The 16,248-nt window shown below is 69.1% G+C and carries 14 protein-coding genes and 1 pseudogene; 9 read left to right on the forward strand and 6 right to left on the reverse strand.

The genetic code is table 11. The features are described from left to right. The 4 genes and pseudogenes from C1J00_RS07535 to C1J00_RS07550 all read left to right on the forward strand — a co-directional run. Nucleotides 1-1,251: response regulator (locus C1J00_RS07535; protein WP_146046146.1), on the forward strand; the 1,251-nt coding region annotated here is incomplete at its 5' end. 67 nt (nucleotides 1,252-1,318) lie between these two features. Further along, nucleotides 1,319-2,851 (forward strand): GGDEF domain-containing protein, encoded by a 1,533-nt coding sequence (locus C1J00_RS07540; protein ID WP_245936240.1) that lies wholly within the window; start codon nucleotides 1,319-1,321, stop codon nucleotides 2,849-2,851. 530 nt (nucleotides 2,852-3,381) lie between these two features. Continuing rightward, nucleotides 3,382-3,474 (forward strand): annotated as a pseudogene (locus C1J00_RS48065) (hypothetical protein); the annotation flags it as partial. Nucleotides 3,475-3,589: 115 nt separating this feature from the next. Continuing rightward, the gene (locus C1J00_RS07550) at nucleotides 3,590-3,898 is read left to right on the forward strand and encodes a TOBE domain-containing protein (protein ID WP_102908250.1); all 309 of its coding nucleotides are present in this window, start codon (nucleotides 3,590-3,592) and stop codon (nucleotides 3,896-3,898) included. Between the two features lie 183 nt (nucleotides 3,899-4,081). Here the strand turns inward: C1J00_RS07550 and C1J00_RS07555 are convergent, their stop codons facing one another. The 5 genes from C1J00_RS07555 to C1J00_RS07575 form a co-directional block, all read right to left on the reverse strand. Continuing rightward, the gene (locus C1J00_RS07555; protein ID WP_245936238.1) at nucleotides 4,082-4,645 is read right to left on the reverse strand and encodes a TetR/AcrR family transcriptional regulator; all 564 of its coding nucleotides are present in this window, start codon (nucleotides 4,643-4,645) and stop codon (nucleotides 4,082-4,084) included. A 499-nt stretch (nucleotides 4,646-5,144) separates the two neighbouring features. After that, nucleotides 5,145-5,642 (reverse strand): Pycsar system effector family protein, encoded by a 498-nt coding sequence (locus C1J00_RS07560; protein ID WP_102908252.1) that lies wholly within the window; start codon nucleotides 5,640-5,642, stop codon nucleotides 5,145-5,147. A 101-nt stretch (nucleotides 5,643-5,743) separates the two neighbouring features. Further along, entirely contained in the window at nucleotides 5,744-6,133 is a 390-nt protein-coding gene (locus C1J00_RS07565) for a hypothetical protein (RefSeq protein ID WP_102908253.1), read from the reverse strand. Then, the gene (locus C1J00_RS07570) at nucleotides 6,130-7,020 is read right to left on the reverse strand and encodes a CATRA conflict system CASPASE/TPR repeat-associated protein (protein ID WP_102908254.1); all 891 of its coding nucleotides are present in this window, start codon (nucleotides 7,018-7,020) and stop codon (nucleotides 6,130-6,132) included. Before C1J00_RS07570 ends, C1J00_RS07565 begins: the two co-directional genes overlap by 4 nt. Beyond that, nucleotides 6,989-7,366 (reverse strand): CATRA system-associated protein, encoded by a 378-nt coding sequence (locus C1J00_RS07575; protein ID WP_102908255.1) that lies wholly within the window; start codon nucleotides 7,364-7,366, stop codon nucleotides 6,989-6,991. The genes C1J00_RS07570 and C1J00_RS07575 overlap by 32 nt, the downstream gene beginning before the upstream one ends. Nucleotides 7,367-8,122: 756 nt before the next feature. Here C1J00_RS07575 and C1J00_RS07580 point away from each other — a divergent pair. The 4 genes from C1J00_RS07580 to C1J00_RS07595 all read left to right on the forward strand — a co-directional run bounded on the left by C1J00_RS07580 (nucleotide 8,123) and on the right by C1J00_RS07595 (nucleotide 13,135). After that, complete coding sequence (locus tag C1J00_RS07580; protein WP_146046147.1) at nucleotides 8,123-10,399, forward strand: hypothetical protein; 2,277 nt, start codon at nucleotides 8,123-8,125, stop codon at nucleotides 10,397-10,399. Then, nucleotides 10,396-11,550: a hypothetical protein gene (locus tag C1J00_RS07585; RefSeq protein WP_102908257.1), complete on the forward strand. Its 1,155-nt coding sequence runs from the start codon at nucleotides 10,396-10,398 to the stop codon at nucleotides 11,548-11,550. The genes C1J00_RS07580 and C1J00_RS07585 overlap by 4 nt, the downstream gene beginning before the upstream one ends. A gap of 47 nt (nucleotides 11,551-11,597) precedes the next feature. Then, the gene (locus tag C1J00_RS07590) at nucleotides 11,598-12,419 is read left to right on the forward strand and encodes a hypothetical protein (RefSeq protein ID WP_146046148.1); all 822 of its coding nucleotides are present in this window, start codon (nucleotides 11,598-11,600) and stop codon (nucleotides 12,417-12,419) included. 65 nt (nucleotides 12,420-12,484) lie between these two features. Beyond that, nucleotides 12,485-13,135: a hypothetical protein gene (locus tag C1J00_RS07595; protein ID WP_102908259.1), complete on the forward strand. Its 651-nt coding sequence runs from the start codon at nucleotides 12,485-12,487 to the stop codon at nucleotides 13,133-13,135. A 77-nt stretch (nucleotides 13,136-13,212) separates the two neighbouring features. On the opposite strand, the gene C1J00_RS44625 is transcribed toward C1J00_RS07595, so the two are convergent. Beyond that, nucleotides 13,213-14,850, reverse strand: a complete 1,638-nt coding sequence (locus C1J00_RS44625; protein ID WP_146046149.1) for a hypothetical protein — start codon at nucleotides 14,848-14,850, stop codon at nucleotides 13,213-13,215. Nucleotides 14,851-15,121: 271 nt separating this feature from the next. On the opposite strand from C1J00_RS44625, the gene C1J00_RS07600 reads away from it, so the two are divergent. Then, nucleotides 15,122-16,168 (forward strand): CHAT domain-containing protein, encoded by a 1,047-nt coding sequence (locus tag C1J00_RS07600; RefSeq protein WP_180989451.1) that lies wholly within the window; start codon nucleotides 15,122-15,124, stop codon nucleotides 16,166-16,168. Nucleotides 16,169-16,248: the final 80 nt, after the last annotated feature.

A 16,248-nucleotide genomic window follows, 5' to 3' on the forward strand; every position in this document is an offset into this window, starting at 1 on the left:
TGTATAAGAGACAGGCCCCCGGCCTCACCGCACCCCGACATCCTTCGCGGAACGCGGGTTCTGGTCGTCGACGACAACGACACCAACCGGCTGATCCTCGAGACGCAGCTGCGCAGATGGCACATCGGGCCGACCATGGTCGCCGGCGGCCCTCAGGCCCTGGTGGCCCTGCACGAGGCAGAGGCCGCAGGGCGCCCCTTCACCCTCGCCATTGTCGACATGTACATGCCTGACATGGACGGCCTGGAACTCGCCCGCCGGATCACGACCGACCAGAACCTCGCCCGAGTACAGCTGCTGCTCCTCACCTCCGGCCCCCAGCCGCCCGCCGCAGAGCTGCATGCGGCCGGCATCGCCCGCAGCCTGTCCAAGCCCGTCCACCAGTCCCGGCTCCTGGACGCCCTGGTCGAACTCGCCACCCGGCCATCGCCGGTGGCCGCGGCGGCTCCGGCAGCGCACCCCCCCACCGCGCCCGAGCCCGCCCACCGGGGTCATCTCCTGCTGGTCGAGGACAACGAGATCAACCAGATGGTCGCCCAGGGCTTGCTCACCCGGCTCGGCTACAGCATGGACACCGCCGCCGACGGCGCCCAAGCCCTGCTCATGACCCAGGAGCACAGTTATCAGGCTGTGCTCATGGACTGCCAGATGCCCCGTATGGACGGCTATACCGCCACCCGCGAACTGCGCCGCCGGGAACGGGACCACGGTCACCTGCCGGTGATCGCCATGACCGCCGGTGTCCTCGCCGAGGACCGGGAACGGTGCATGGCCGCGGGCATGGACGACTACGTCTCCAAACCCGTCAGCGCCGACGAGCTGGAACAAGCCCTCGCGCGCTGGGTCCACTTCACCCCACCACAGGCGGGCAGTGAGGACCTGCGCGTCTCCATCGAGCAGCGGCTGGACGAACTGCGTGGCATCGGCAGCCCGGCCGAGCACGAACTGGTGGACAGGCTGGTGGACCACTTCCTCGTCCGGGCCCCTGAGATGACCAGCGCGCTCTTCCACGCGCTCGACCGCCACGACTCGCAGGAGATCGCAGACCAGGCTCACAGCCTCAGAGGCGCTGCCGGGAACATAGGCGCCGTGGGCCTCGCCGCCCGTTGCGAGGAGCTGGAAGAGCACGCGCGGTCCGGAGAGCCGACCTCACTGGCCCAGGCCGCTCCCCGCCTCCAGGACGAACTCGACCGGACCTGTCGCACCCTGGAGACGGTCCGCTCTCACCCTCCAGGCCGCGAACCCGGCTGACGAGCCGCCCGGACGTCGCCTCCCGGGCGCGCGTAGGGGCCGGAGGGAAGGAGAGCCCGTGGGCAAGATGCAAGTCTTGTTGCCCGCCCGCCGTGATGCGACGGCCTGGGTGTATGCGGCAGCAGGGGCCGTGATGATCGTCGTCTATCTGGTCACCGCCTCCGCGGCGCGTTACATGCTGCCCGTAGTGATAGCCGCTTCGGTCGTCTTCGCCATCGCAGGCGGAGTGATCAGGAACAGGCCGCCGTCGTTCCTCCCGTGGCTCCTCTTCGCGGCGGCAATGGTGCCGTACGCGGTGGCGGACGCGATCTGGGGCATGTACCAGGTCCGCGACGCAGAGGTTCCGTTCCCGGGTGTGGCCGACATTCTCTACCTGGGCAGCTACCTGTTGTTCGCGGCGGGGCTGGTGACGTTGGCCCGGCAGCATTCAGGCCGCCTGCACTGGGCGGGGTGGCTGGACGCGGGAATCGTCACGCTGGGGTTCGGCATCCTGTCGTGGGCGTTCATCATCGCCCCCTACCTGCGCAGCGAGCTGTCCGCGTGGCCGCTCGCGGTGTCCATCGCCTATCCCGTCGCCGACCTGGTGCTGTTGTCCGTGGCCGCCCGGCTGCTGCTCACCACCGGCAAGCGGACCCCCTCGATTCTTCTGTGCAGCGGATGGCTACTGGTCCTCCTCGCCGCCGACGGCCTCTACTACGGAACGATGGCCACGACCGGGACCGCGATCGCGGAGGATGTGTCCGAGGTGGGGTGGATGGTCTCGTCCCTCCTGCTGGGGGCTGCGGCGCTGCACCCGTCCGTCGGCTGGTCGACACAACTGTCGGACGGAAAGGAAAGGATGCCCCGGAAGCGACTGTCGATCCTGATCGCCCTCATCCTGGTGGGGCCGTTGATCGTGCTGGCCAATGTCGGGGACATCCGGGGCCAGCCCGCGGACATCACGGTGATCGTCGGCATGCTGGCGACCCTTTCGCTGCTGCTGGTGCTGCGCATCGCGTTCCTCGCCCAGTACGCCCAGAGCAGGGCCACCGAAGCGCGGACACAGGCGCATTACCTCGCGGCATCATTGCGAGAGCAAGAAGAGCTCCAGAAGCAGCTGAGCTATCAGGCGACCCACGACCCGTTGACGGGGCTGGCCAACAGAGCGCTGCTGGACCAGCGCCTGGAGTTCGCTCTCAGCCGGTGCTCCGCCTCTTTCCCCGCCGCGCTGCTGATGCTCGATCTCGACGGCTTCAAGGAAGTCAACGACACCCTGGGTCACCCGTCCGGCGACGAACTGCTGGTCGACGTCGCCCGGCGGCTGACGGCCAGGGTCCGCGAGCAGGACATGGTGGCCAGGCTCGGCGGGGACGAGTTCGCACTCCTCGCGGAAGGCGTGGATGCCAGCGTACTCTGCGACTACACCAGGCGGATCCTCGACTCCTTCAGGGACTCCTTCATCCTCGACCGTGGCCATTCGGTCCGCGTGACGACGAGCATCGGAGCACGGAGCATCACCAGGCCGACCGCGCCGGCAGAAGCGCTGCGGGACGCCGACATCGCCCTGTACCGAGCCAAAACCGCGGGCAAGAACCAGGCGGTGTTGTTCGAAACCCCGTGATGGTCGCCGCGATGCGGGCCGCGACCACGCCAAGTTCCCCGCCCAGGACGTCATCACGCGAACCGTCGCCTGGGGTATCTGCCCGGCCAGGCGCCCTTCTTCTGCGCCTAGAAGAAGCCCAACCGCTTCGGCGAGTACGACACCAGCAGGTTCTTCGTCTGTTTTCGTCCATGCCGTTGCCGGGGCAGACGCTGATGGGACCGCGCTCGAAACCGGGTCCTGACCTGACCGTGCCCCCGAAATGTCGGGCAGCGGGGCGATTTTCGTGACGGTTGATGCCATGCACAATGCACGGGACCGCCCAGCGGCGTGCGCGAGGGCGGACCTGAGGAGGACATGCCGTGGTGACCGTCTGGTGGTTGCCGATGGCAGCGCTCGGTGGTGCGGGTGCCGGTCTCCTGCTGACGTACCTACGGATGCGCCGGACCGCCGCGGCCCGGGTGGTGGAGCTGGCTCAGCTGGAGCACGTGGTGGAACGCCGGGCGGAGCAGGTGGCCGCGCTCAGCCATGAGTTGCGTACGCCGCTCAGCATGATCAAAGGCGCGGTGGATCTGCTGAGGGAAGGGACTCCGGGCCCGCTGACGTCGGCGCAGGAGCGCCTGCTACAGGTCGCTGCCCATCAGTCGACGCAGGTCACCTCGCTGTGCGAGAGCCTGCTCATTCAGGCGAAGATCGAGGCGGGCCTGTTCACACCGCGAATGGAGAAGGTGGACGTGTCGGTCGGACGGCAGGGCCACCGTGACCGCGCTCGGCCGACAGTTCACCGTCGCCGCGCACCCCAAGGTCACCGCCGGCGGCACCGGCGCGTACCTGATGGTGCGCCCCGAAACGGCTCGGCTCTCCGCGGTCACCGACGCCGGCACCGGCGTCGGCGTGGTGCTGCGCTCCACGTTCCACGGTCCTACGATCGACTACGAGGTGGAGACGACCGGCGGCACCATCACGGTCACCGGGCCGGGCGTCGATCCACGGGGGGCGCTGGCCGAAGGCACCAACGTCGAGGTCTCCTTCGACCCGGGCCGGGCCTACCTGCTCACCCAGGACTAGCCTCCGTGTTGCGCTCGCAGCGGTGTCCAGAACAGCCCCTGTTCAAGGACAACGGGAGGAGTGGACGGTCCATGGCTTCGTGGTCCTGCCACCGAGCCCACAGACGGCGGGGCCTTCCGGTCCGTCCGAATCCTGCCTGGCCTCTGCAGCGCACGCGTGGTCGAGCGTCGTCAGGTCGGCCGGTCAGCGCAGGAGTCTGCGGATGATGGTGGTGGCGGCGCTGATGTCGGTGGGCTGCCCGGTGAGGAGCTCGCGGTAGTAGAAGGACTCGGCGACCCGGACGACGGCGTAGGCGAGGGTCGGGGCGTCGATGTCGTCGGGTTCGCCGATCTCGGACTGGATGAGCCGGCTGACGGTCTCGACTATGCGGTCCTGGATGACGCCGTCACGCGAGGTCATCACCCGTAGTGCGGTGTCGGGGTGCTCGGCGACGAACCGACGCATGGCCGGCAGTTGTGCGCTGGTGGACAGCATGGCGTGGACGAGGTCGGCGACCTTGTCGGCACCTTGCCCGCGACTCCGGGGGTAGATCTGGGCGAACTCGGTTGTGGCGATCGCCCAGATCGCCTCGCCGATCAGGCGGTCGCGGTCGCCGTAACGCCGGTACAGGGTGGCGCGACCGATGCCTGCCTCGGCAGCCAGCGCCCGTGCGTCGATCCAGCCGACCCGCAGGAACATCGCGACCGCGGCGCGCAGCACCGGCTCGTCCGGGGGCAGCGGAGGCGGAGCCTCTTGCATCTGAGGCATCACCGTCCTAGTGTCTCAGACGCCCCCGTTCACGGAGGGAGAGCCGGGAACCAGCGCCTCTATTGCTTCCCGGATAGGGCTCCAGTGGTTCGAGCCCGGCATCCCGCAGCGTCATCACCGGGTCGCGTGGATCCTTCCGCGGACGTCCCATCGCCACCGGCCTCCTTCCGCGAGGAGCCTTCGCTCGTGATACGGACTCGTTCAGGGCAGCCATCAGATCGAAGAGCTCTCCCAGCGCTGCCGACGGTTCGGCGCTACTCACGGGTATCGACGGATCGCCGCGCTCGTGGGCGGGCGGCTCGTGGGTTGTGTACTTCGGAGCTCTTCGGGCCGCGAATGGTCCGGGTCTTGTTCTGCCCTGGAGCCGACAGACACATCCAGGATGAAAGTGGCCAGCCCGGGGGACAACTCGCTGTGCTGACCGCCCACGGACGCGAAGCGGGCTCCGCTGAGAAGGCAGGCCACGCTTCGACGTCGTGATGCCGTCCTGGCGATCAGCTCACGTCGCATCGCCGAGCACACTGAGGGCTGCGGTCAGGGCCACGGCCGCGAGGGCAAACAGCAGTAGGAGGGTACCGACACCGCTCCAGAAGTACTTACGGCGGGCGACGTGGGCATTGGCCCAGATCTGTTCGGCGACGGCGGCGGTCAGTGTCCTATCGTCCACCAGGAGGCGTGAGAGCGCCTCGGTGTACCCGTCCTCGGGGGAACGGTACGTGCGGGCCACGTGTTCGAAGAACAACAGGTTGGGTGGTTGTCCGATGTTCTTCCTCCGCGGGCGCAAGGCCATGCCGGTGGCCATCGCCGAGCCCGCGGTCAACAGAGTGCACAGGGACGCGGCGAGGTCGAAGGGAAGGTTGCGAGGGGGCGCGGTGCTGACCAGGCTGTACAGGATGCCGCCGATGACTCCCGCCGCGGTGAGCGTCACCGCCGCCTTGGCTTCGGCATGCTTGATCCAGTCGGTGACGATCTGGAGCGTTCGCCAGGCGTTGTCCACCGCGGACGCTGGCGGCAGCGGAATCCGCGGCATGGACGTCTGGGGACGTCGCGTTCTGAGCGCCATGTTGGTCCCTTCGTGCCTCGGTGATACTTCCGACATCAGGCTGGAAGCCACAGCCAGGCGTATGCCTCGTACTCCTTGAACTCGACCAGTACACGCCGGAACTCCTCCGGATCCAGCCCCGGATAGCCTTCCCCGACGACGTACTCGTGGAGGGGTTCGGAGACCAAGGCGGCGTAGTCGACCTGCGGATTGTCCCGGAGAGCAGTGCGCAGCACCGCGCTGTCGAGCATGCGGCTGACCTTGACGATGGTGCTGCCCGAGAAGCCAACGGCGGCGATTCCGACCGGTCCTACGACGGTGGCTAGGCGCAGGCGCATCCGGTCGCGGAAGCGGTGGTTGTCGGCGCCGAGTTGGTCCTGCCAGGAACAGAGTACGTGGGGCAGCGCGCGGTGTAGTTCCGCCCCGGCCGGGAGGAAGACGTTCATCCCGTCTCCCGTCCCTTGGTGGTCGGTTTCCTCCAGGGAGATGCCCAGCCCTCCGAGGACCTGCCGGACAAGAAGGGCGAGCCGGTCCTGAAGATCACTCTGTTCCAGGGAAGTACGGCGACTGTATCCCTCGATGTCCACGGCATCCGCGCCTGGTAGCGCAGCTTCGCCGCGTGCATGGAGTAGCGGCACAAGGGTGGCATGTCGGGCTGCCCCTGGCTCCACGTCCAGGCGCTGAGCTGTGCGTCCTGGTCCTGTGAGGCCAGTGCGACGATGCGTCGTCGGGCCCCGCTGTCGTCCGGAGACAGCTCCCACACGGCAAAGCCCTGCTCGGTGGTCCAGCCCCGCTGCCACCAGTACGGAGCGTTGTCGCCGTCGGGAAGGGCCCGGCGGACCTCGGCTGCCGCGAGGTCGAGCGGCGGGACGTCCGTGCCTACGAACTTCGCCTGGTACACACGCGTCTCGCCCAGCACCGCTTCGGTGCCGTCGGCCGTCAGCCCGGCCCACCACCGGTCGAACTCCACCCAGCCGGGGGGCGACGCCGAGCCGATGCGCAGGCGCCTGGAGGTGGCCCCAAGCGGCGCGGCCAGCGCGACCGACAGGTTGACCACGTCGTGCTCGCGCCGCACGACCGCCTGGAAGTCTGCCGTGGGGTGCTCCTGAGCCGCCGCGGGCCTTCCCGGAACGAGGGACTTGGGGTCGGGCGGCAGCGTGGCCGGCAGGCCCGTGCCGGCGATCGGCTGGTCCATGCCGAGCTCGTCCCGGCAGCGCTCCCAGATGCGGCGGATCAGTTCGTACCCCTGTGCGGCCTGCGGTCCGTCAAGTGCTGTGTAGAGGTGGACGACGAGTTCCTGATCAATGGGAGTCCTGGCTGGGTCCGTCGCCATCGTCACCTCCCGGCGTGACGGTGCCGCCACCAGGCTTCGCATCATGCGGCGGCGGGACGCCGAGCGAGTGGACCAGATGATTTGCCTGGTCCCGGGTGTGGGGCGGGGCCGCAATCACCGGGTCGGCGCCGATCCTGGTGATCCGCACCGGCCCGGACAGCTCGAGTTCGGCGGTGACGGCGCGTACGCTGTCGCCGTCACCGGCCGCCAGGGCGTCGGCGAGTGCTTCGACAAGGGCCTGCACCCGGTCCCAACGCTGGGGTGAGAGCTGCCATTCGAGCAGATCGCCGAGGACCTCCACCACATCGGTCCGCGTCTCGTCGTCGATCATCTGCTGACCGGTCACCGATCCCCCTCGACCCCGTACGCTTCACTTAGCGTATCCGTCACGACACAGATCTATACGTCGGGGCAGCCGCTCCGGTTCCCGTGCGTGGGTCCGAACAACGGAACGACGGTGATCGCCGACCCGGGGGAGGGGCATGGACACGAACACGGGGGAGCCGGACCTGCTCGCAGAGATGGCGCGCAGGCTGAACGGGCCCGCAGCACAGGACGGACAGGGGCGCGGCGCCGCCCTCGTCTGGTTCTCCTCCGCCGAGAAGGAGTCTTCGACAGCGACCGGGCCGCGTTCGCCCTGCACCGGGCAGTGCGCAAGCTGCGCGACCGGATGCCGCAGGCCCCGTTTCTGTGGGGAGCCTTTGTGCACGCCGGGGCCTGACCGGGCGATGCGAGGGGGGGCGTGAGCCCTGCCCTGCGGCGATCGGCGCTCGTTTCAAGGGCTCCGCCGGAGAGCTGCGGAGAATCGTCTACGTCAGGCTTGGTGTGAGGGCTCGTTTGTTTGACTGATGAAAAGCGATTTGGGTAAAGAAGCTGTTCGGTTGAGTCGTTTTTGGTGCTTATGGAGATCATCTTTAGGGTGTTGTGAAGTCATGATCGGCCAGGAAGAGAACGAAGCGCTGAAATCACGATCGGATGCCCGGCTTCTTGGGTAGTTTGACCATTCGAATCGAACTCCCGGGGTAAGTCACGTTCTTGGGGGACAGGCGCGCCTGACGGCGGTTCCGGGGGCAAGAGTGGGGCACCAGGGGGTTGTTGAGTGGTGAGTGACAACGGGGAGCGCCTTGATGCGGTGCTGCGCAGGAGGCGTGAACATCTTCCGGCCGTCGACGCCCAGTTGGACCGATGGCGGCACATCCTGAGGGTGACCGAGGAATTGGGCGACGCGGTCGCCGGTATCCGGGCGACCGAGCCGGGCAGTACGGCTGCCGGCCTCCTCGCATCGCTCGATCCCGCGGGGATGGCCAAGGCGGCAGGGGAGTGCCTGGACACCCTGAGCACCGTACGGAGCAGGGTCAACCGGGGGACGGTCAACCTCGGCGTGAGCGGCCGGGCCAGAAACGGGAAGAGCACCTTGCTCCAGTCCCTGTCGGGCCTGGACGACCGGCAGATACCCAGCGGCCGGGGACAGCCCGTCACGGCTGTCCGCAGCAAGATCTACCACTCCCTCACGGACCGTGGAGCGCGTCTGACGATGCACACGGAACGGTCGTTCCTGGAGGAGGTGATCGCTCCCTATCATGCGGAACTGGGCCTCGGCCCGGCGCCGAGGGATCTGTCGGCCTTCGCCCGTCACCTCTATCCGCGAGTGATCGACGATGAAGCCGCGGAGGGTGCGGCCCGGCCCACGCTGGGGCCGATGCTGGCACGCCTGCGTGAGGCACAGCAGGCGCTGCCGTCGTACCGCGCCTACCTCACCGGCGAGATCCGCACCGTGGATCTGGCGGACATCCGCGACTGGGTCGCCTATCCGGAGGCCGACGCGGAGCCCGATCGGCGGCTCTATCTTGCGGTTCGCGACGCGACCATCACGTGCGCCTTCCCGATCGAGGACGTCACCGCGCTGGGACTGGTCGATCTGCCGGGACTCGGCGAACTCACCCCCGACGCCGAGGAACACCACCTGGCCGGCCTGCGCAACGACATCGACTTCGCCATCGTGGTCAAACGCCCCACGGACACCAACGCCATGTGGGCCAGGGAGGACGCCGACGCACTGCAACTGATCGGCCGAGCTTGCGCGGTGGCCGACGTGCGGGACTTCACGCTGGTTCTGGTCAACACCGGCGCCTGCCTTCCGGAGAACGTCACGGCTCTCCACGACGATCTCCGTGACCGTCTCAACGCCGCCTCCGGGGACCGCGGTTACTGGGTGATCCTGGCGGACGGAGCGGATGGGGACGCCGTCCGGGAACAGGTGCTGCATCCCGTCCTCGACCACCTCGCGACGGCACTGCCGCGTATGGACGAAGTGGTCATCGAGGACGCGATCGCCGTCTGCCGTGACCGGGGGGAGCGGATCGGGTCGGACCTGGACGAGTTGTCGAAGACGCTCCGCACGCTCGCCGTTCCGACACTGACGGAGCAGATGATCGCCCGCGCTGAAACGCTCCGTGCTCAGGTCGCGGCGTCGCTGCAGGTCTGGGTGGAAGGGCTGCGCGGGCGCGCCGACAAGGACTACGAGGACGAGGAGTTCTTCGAACGGGTCGCCGAGGTGCACGCCGAGGTCCGCGAGTGGATGCTCGGCGGCTTCGGCGAGGGCCCGGAGGCATGGCAGGAGCGGGCTCTGAGCCGCTTCCGGGTCGACCGGGCATCCCTGCCCTTCGCGTCCGCCGAACTGAACCGGATACGGGTGGAGATGGCCCGCCGGTTCTCCGCGGTCGACGATCTGCTGCTCCAGCGCCGCGACGAGTACTGGGCCGGCCTGGTGGCTGGGCTGGGCACCCGGATGGTGCGCCTGACCAACGGTCATGGACCACGCCCTCAGGACCTGATGGCCGCCATGGCAGAGGCTCTTCGGGATGCGCCCGATCCCTGTCCGTCGCTGGCCGAGACGCTGGACTTCGCGCTCGACGTCCGCCTCGACTACCGCACACGGGTGCTGCCCCGCCTGCGCCGCGCCCTGGACGTGCTGTTCCCGGAGGAGGACGACCCCCGCGACGGCAACGCGGCCACCACCCTTCTCGCGGTGCCGCGAACGGCCGAGGGAGCCGCCGAACTGTTCAACCGCGTCACCCAGTTGGCACGTCAGGCCGCGTACGACGCCCAGGCGGTCCTGGCACAGGAGCCGGGCACGACGGCTCAGGTGCTCTTCGCCTACGGCGAGCAGTTCGAGGACGCCTTCGTGCGTTCCGACTCCTCCGAAGCCGAGTTCCGGCGCCTCGCGGCCGCCTTCCAGGACCGGTTGTGGCCGGACGAGGGAACCGGGCCGCAGGCCGTGACGGAGGGGCTGCGCAAGGTGCACCGGCTGGCCGCCGAACTGCGGACCTTGATCGCCGACGAACGTCCGCGCATCGCGGTAGAGAGGACTGGGCGGTGACGCCGTCTTTCAAGGTGTCGATGGTGGGTCCGAGCAGGGTCGGCAAGACCACCCTGATCACCGCCATCCTCGCTGAGACCGAAACCATGCTGTCCGGCTCGGAGATCAGCCTCATCCTGGACGAGCAGACCGAGATGAAGGTGCGCAGGAACCGCAAGGACCTGCGACGGGCCGTCGAGGCACGCGAGTTCGACGCCGCCTCCCTGGGCGGGAGCCAGGACATACAGCTCTACGAGGTGGGGCTCAGGGCCGCGGGCGACAGCCTGCCGGGCATCCCGTTCAGCATCCTCGACTACCCCGGGGCATGGCTGGATCCCGTGGAGCGCAGCAGCCGGCCCAAGGCGAAGGAGAGCTGGCCGGACTGCGAAGCCCACATCACCGAGAGCCTCATGCTCCTGGTACCGGTGGAGGCGGCCGTGCTGATGGAGGCGGTCACCCCCGCCCAGCGCCGTGCGGTGGCCGATCTGCTCGGCTTCGAGGACGTCGAGGCGATGGCCCGCAAATGGGCCCGGGCACGCAACCTCCCCGCCCACCGCGACGAACCGGCCGTGCTGGTGATCGCCCCGCTGAAGTGCGAAAAGTACTTCGACGACAACGGCGGAAAGGGCCGTGACGCGGCACGGCTGCGGCAATTGGTGCGGGAGAAGTACCGGTCGATGCTCGACATCGTGCAGGAGGAGTCCAAGCACCGCACGATCAGGGTGATCTATGCCCCCGTCGACACCTATGGCTGCGTGGACCTGATGGAAGGGCAGTGGATCGAAGAGACAGGCGCCGAGGGAGAGGCCACCTTGGATTTCCAGGGCCACTACCGCTTCCGTGAGATTCCGCCCAAGGTGAAGGTGAAGGCCGCGGGCACCGTGATTCAGGAACTGTGCCGGTGTGTGATCTCCGGCCAGGATCGCGCGGAACGGCAGCGGGCGGTCCTCGCCCGCTCCACGTACGACACGGCCCTGGCACGCAAGGCCGAGAGGAAGGGCTTCTGGGGAGCCGTCGACTTCTACCTCTCCGGTGAGGCCCGGGCCAACAGGATGACCCGGCTCGACAGCCGACGGACTTTGACGCAGGCCGAACTGCACAGGGAACAACTGGCCGGCGCACTGCGCAGGATCGCCGCGACCCCGTCCGATCCCCGAGTGGAAGTGTGGTGAGCCGGGGGATGCACGCCTACGTGATGACGCGGGGCACGCTGCGGAGGATGGACTACGCCTTCCTCGGTCAGTCGCCGCCCGACCGGTGGTGGGAGACCGTCGGCAGCTGGCTCTTCCTGGATGCCGAGGAGCTCGTCGTGAGCCGCCGGGACCGGCGGACGACAGGGCTGCTGCTGAGCGGGATCCCGTCGCAGCGGCGGGATGTGATCGGAACCCGGATCCGCTACACCGTCGTCGTGGACGAGGTGCACGACGATCCGGGACTCGCCACCTGGCTTATCCGGTGCGGTCTCGAGGACGAGGCACGGGAGCGACTGGGCCGAGCCCTCGACGAAGGCTACGACGCGGACTATGTCGACGCCTGGCTCGCGGGTACCGGGAGCGCGGACAGCGCGTCCCACGACGGCTCCCCGCAGGAGGTCGAGCGCCGTCTGCTCGCCGCGGTGCGTGAAGGGGCCTCCGCGGCACCGGACGACACAGCCGGAGGCAACGACCGGCGCGGTTCCTGGGCGGGCGGAATCCAGGACCCAGGAGCGCGAGAGGCGTTCCGTATCCGGGCACTGCGCCTGCTCCAGGACTCCCGGCCCGGCATCGCCTTCACCACCCATGCCCTCGGAACCACCGAGGGCGCATGGCGGATGGCCCAGGCGCTGTCCCTGGAAGTGGCCGTCCTGCTGCACGACAGCGACATGGCACGAGTGGTGAGCCTCTCGCAAGGCTCTGCCGCCGCGACGGCGGTGAGCGGGGGAAAAGCACCGATCCCGGTGGGCCGCCGGGACGCCAGCAGGTACCGCAGCCCGCAGCTCCTCATCCTGGCCGTCACACTGGCACTGGCGATGGCATGGGCCATCTGGTGGCTGACGGGCTGAGCTCGAGCACCGGCCGGCGGCGATCGCTCGCTCCGGTACGAGCGGAATTCACCCTTGACCACGGGGTGGGGCCGCTCCATCGGCGCCATCACTACGTCTGCGACCTGCTGGTCCTGGCACCCCTGGTGACAGGCACCGTGACCAAGTCGGGGAAGAGCGGGTCCGCCCAGGTGCAGGGCATCTTCACACAGCGGGAACGAACGGTCTCGGCCTTCGGCGACCCCGCGGTCAAAGGCCGGCTGACTCTCACTTTCACACAGTCGGGCGGAGAGGTAGTGGCGGACCTCGACACCGTCCACTGGGGATCGGTGCCCAAGATCGTCGACTCATTCATGGAGACGTTGAGCACCTACCAGTCCAAAGACCTGCGGCGCCACCTCGCACGGATCATCGTCGACGCCGCCGGGGACCTGGCGGACACCCGGACCATCTGCGACGGCCTCGCCGAACGCCACGCCCCACGGGACCGGTTGCGACATGCCGAAGAACTGTGGAACCAGTCCCGGCTGCTCCTGCTACTCGGCGACGTGGGCGAGGCGGCGGCCTGTGCCGAGCGAGGCGCCGAGAGCGCCCGGCGTTCCGGCCTCGAGCCCGGCCCCGAAATGGCGGCGTCGGGCGCGGCACTCGCCTTCGCCCTGGAAAGGAGCGGGTGTGCGCAAGCTGCTCAGCAGGTCGTGGACGCGGGGGGCCGGGGGTCTACGACGGACAGCTACTGACCGCTCATCACGGCGCAGACGCCCAAGCCTGACCGGCTCACGAAGGCGACAATGACATGTCAACGACACAGCTGGAGCTACTCGAACAGCGAGCCCTCGCAGCACGCACGAAGGCGCAGCGGAGCGGTGCCTCCGTCCACTTCGCCGAGGCCGCGGCCCTCAGCCGCCAAGCACTGGAGCAGGCTCCCACAGGACACCCCCTGCGCGCCGCCGTACTCAACACACTGAGCGGAACGCTGCGACTCGAGTACACCATCACAGGCAACGTACAGGCGCTGCGAGAAGCCATCGCGGCGAGCCGTGAAGCGGTCGCCGACCCGCAAGGCACGCCCTACCGCGGATGGTTCCTCTGCACGCTCGCCGTCGTGCTCCGCCTGGAATTCGAACGCACCGGAGAGGCGAGCGACCTCGCCGCTATGGAGACCGCCGGACGAGAAGCGGTGACAGCCACCGGCGAAGGCCACCCACAGCACGGCAACGCGCTGATCATCCTCGCCAACACCCTGCTGTCCCGCTACCAGGCCACCGGCGACACGGCCGCGGCAGGTGAGGCCGCCCTGCACGCCGAGCAGGCGGCCGTAGCATCCCGGCAGCAGGCCGGCGCACGCAGCCACGCACTCCACACCCTGGCCACGGCACGGCTGGCCCTGCACCGGGCCACATCGGACGACGCGACACTGCACGCCGCCGTCGAGGCCGCCGAGCAGGCCCTCGGCAGCACACCGCCCGGAGACACGAACCGGGGGCCCCACGCGAGTACGCTGGCCTTCGCCATGCTGACCAGCTACGGACGATCGGGGCACACAGCCGAACTCCGTGCCGCGGTCCGCGCGGCACGGCTCGCGGCACAAGCCATGCCACCCCGCCACATCCTGACCCCGGCGGTCCTCCACACGCTCGTGAGCACACTCCTGGAACTGCACCTGCGCGGCGGCGAGGAGAGCGACCTCACCGAGGCGATCGACACCGCCCGCCGAGCACTGAACCTGACAGCGGACACATCGCTGCTCCCCGCCCTCCACAACGCCCTGAGCATGGCCATGATGATGCGGTACCTGACCACCCGTGACCCAGGCGCGCTCGCCGAGGCACGAGCCGAGGCCACACGAGCCTGCGACGTCGCCGGGGACGACCATCCCCAGCGCGCCCTGTTCCTGAGCAATCTGGCCAAGGCGCTGAGGGCCGAGTACGAGAGCGACCCCACCCCAGCGCTGCTGGACCAGCTCGTCGGGACCGCCCGGCAGGTGGCCGCAGAGACCACCCCGAACGGTCTCCACCAAGCCGATCACCTCATCGAACTCGTCCTCGCCCTCCTGCACGCGCACCAGCACGACGGCGACCCACAGGTGCTCCGGGAAGCCCGGGACCGCGCGGACACGATCACGGCGATGCCGCACGCCCTCGCCTGGCAACAGGTGACGGCCTATCGCCTGCTGGGGCGTGCGGAATACGCCCTGGGCGAGCGGGAGAGGGCGCTTCACGCCTACCGGAGCGCCGTCGAACTGCTCCCAAGGGTGGCTCCGCAGCGGCTGGAGCGCATGGACCGAGAGCAAGGGCTGGGGAGGATCGCCGGGCTCGGCTCCGAGGCGGCGAGCGCCGCCACAGCCGCCGGAGTACCCGAAACGGCGGTGGAACTGCTGGAACAAGCCCGCGGGGTGTTGATCGAGGAACGCCTGGGTGCGCGTTCGCAGACCGCCCGGCTCGCCGAGCGGCATCCGCAGCTCGCCCAGGAATTCGAGACCACCCGCGTACTGATGGGACCTGCCGGACGAGCGGTCCCATCTCCCGTATGCCGCTCCCACCGCCCTCGCGGGAGGTCTCCCGGCGTCGCCGCAGGCCGAGGCCGCGCAGATCCAGCGGCGACGCATCGCGCTGCAACGACGCTGGGACGAACTCCTGACCCGTATCCGGGCACTCAACGGCTTCGAGGACTTCCTCGGCCGGCCCTCGATCGCGCAGCTGAGCCTGCACGCGGCGGCCGGCCCCGTGGCCGTCATCAACTCCGGACTCCACGGATGCGACGCACTGATCCTCACCGACGACCCCGATCGGGCGGTGCGGGTCGTTCCACTGCCCACCGTCACGGAATCGACCGTTGCGCAGCAGGCCGCGGCCCTCCGCGAAGAGCTGGAAGACGGTCAGGACATCTCCGACGTCCTGCGATGGGCATGGGAGCACGTCGCGCAACCCGTGCTGTCCGCTCTCGGTCACACCGAGCCACAGCCCCTCGACCGGCGCCCCCGGCTGTGGTGGTGCGTGACCGGCCCGTTCGCGTTTCTTCCGCTGCACGCGGCCGGTCTCCACAGCCGCGAGGAGACGAGCCGGGCGCCGGGCCGGACGGTGATGGACCGGGTCGTCTCCTCCTACACGCCCACCGTCAGAGCCCTCGGCCACATGAAGCGCAGCGGTCCGACTCCGCCGGACGGCCCCCGGGGTGCGCTGATCGTGGCCATGCCGCAGACGCCCGGAGAGACACCGCTGCACGGGGTCGAAAAGGAAGTGAAGGCGATAGCCGACACCGTGCCGGACACGGAAGTCCTGACCGGTGCGCAGGCGACCCGAGAGGCAGTGCTCACCGCCCTGCCCGGCCACGCCGTCGTCCACTTCGCCTGCCACGGCGTCAGCGACGCCGGGGACCCCTCGGCCAGCAGGCTTCTCCTCGACGACCACCGGACTGCCCCACTCGATGTGGCGGCCGTCTCCCGGCTCGACCTCGCCCACGCCGAACTCGCCTATCTCTCGGCCTGCAGCACGACCGAGACCACCGCCCGGTTCACCGACGAGTCCGTCCACATCACCTCCGCCTTTCTGCTCGCAGGGTTCATCGGGGTCGTCGGGACCCTCTGGCCGGTCCAGGACTCGGCGGCGCGGCGCATCGCGGCGGCCTTCTACCAAGAGGCGTGCGCGGTGACGGCCACCACCCGCCCGGTCGACCGGGCCGCCCACGCGCTGCACCACGCGATCGACCGGATGCGTGCGCAACGGCCCGGGGCATCGGCGCTGTGGAGCGCGCACATCCACGTCGGAGCCTGATCCGGCGCGGTGGCCGTCAGGGGCGCCCCCGGACGGGTGAGGCGGGAGAGCGGAGGGGACACGAGCGGATGGGACAAGAG

The organism is Streptomyces cahuitamycinicus (assembly GCF_002891435.1).
Lineage (GTDB): Bacteria > Actinomycetota > Actinomycetes > Streptomycetales > Streptomycetaceae > Streptomyces > Streptomyces cahuitamycinicus.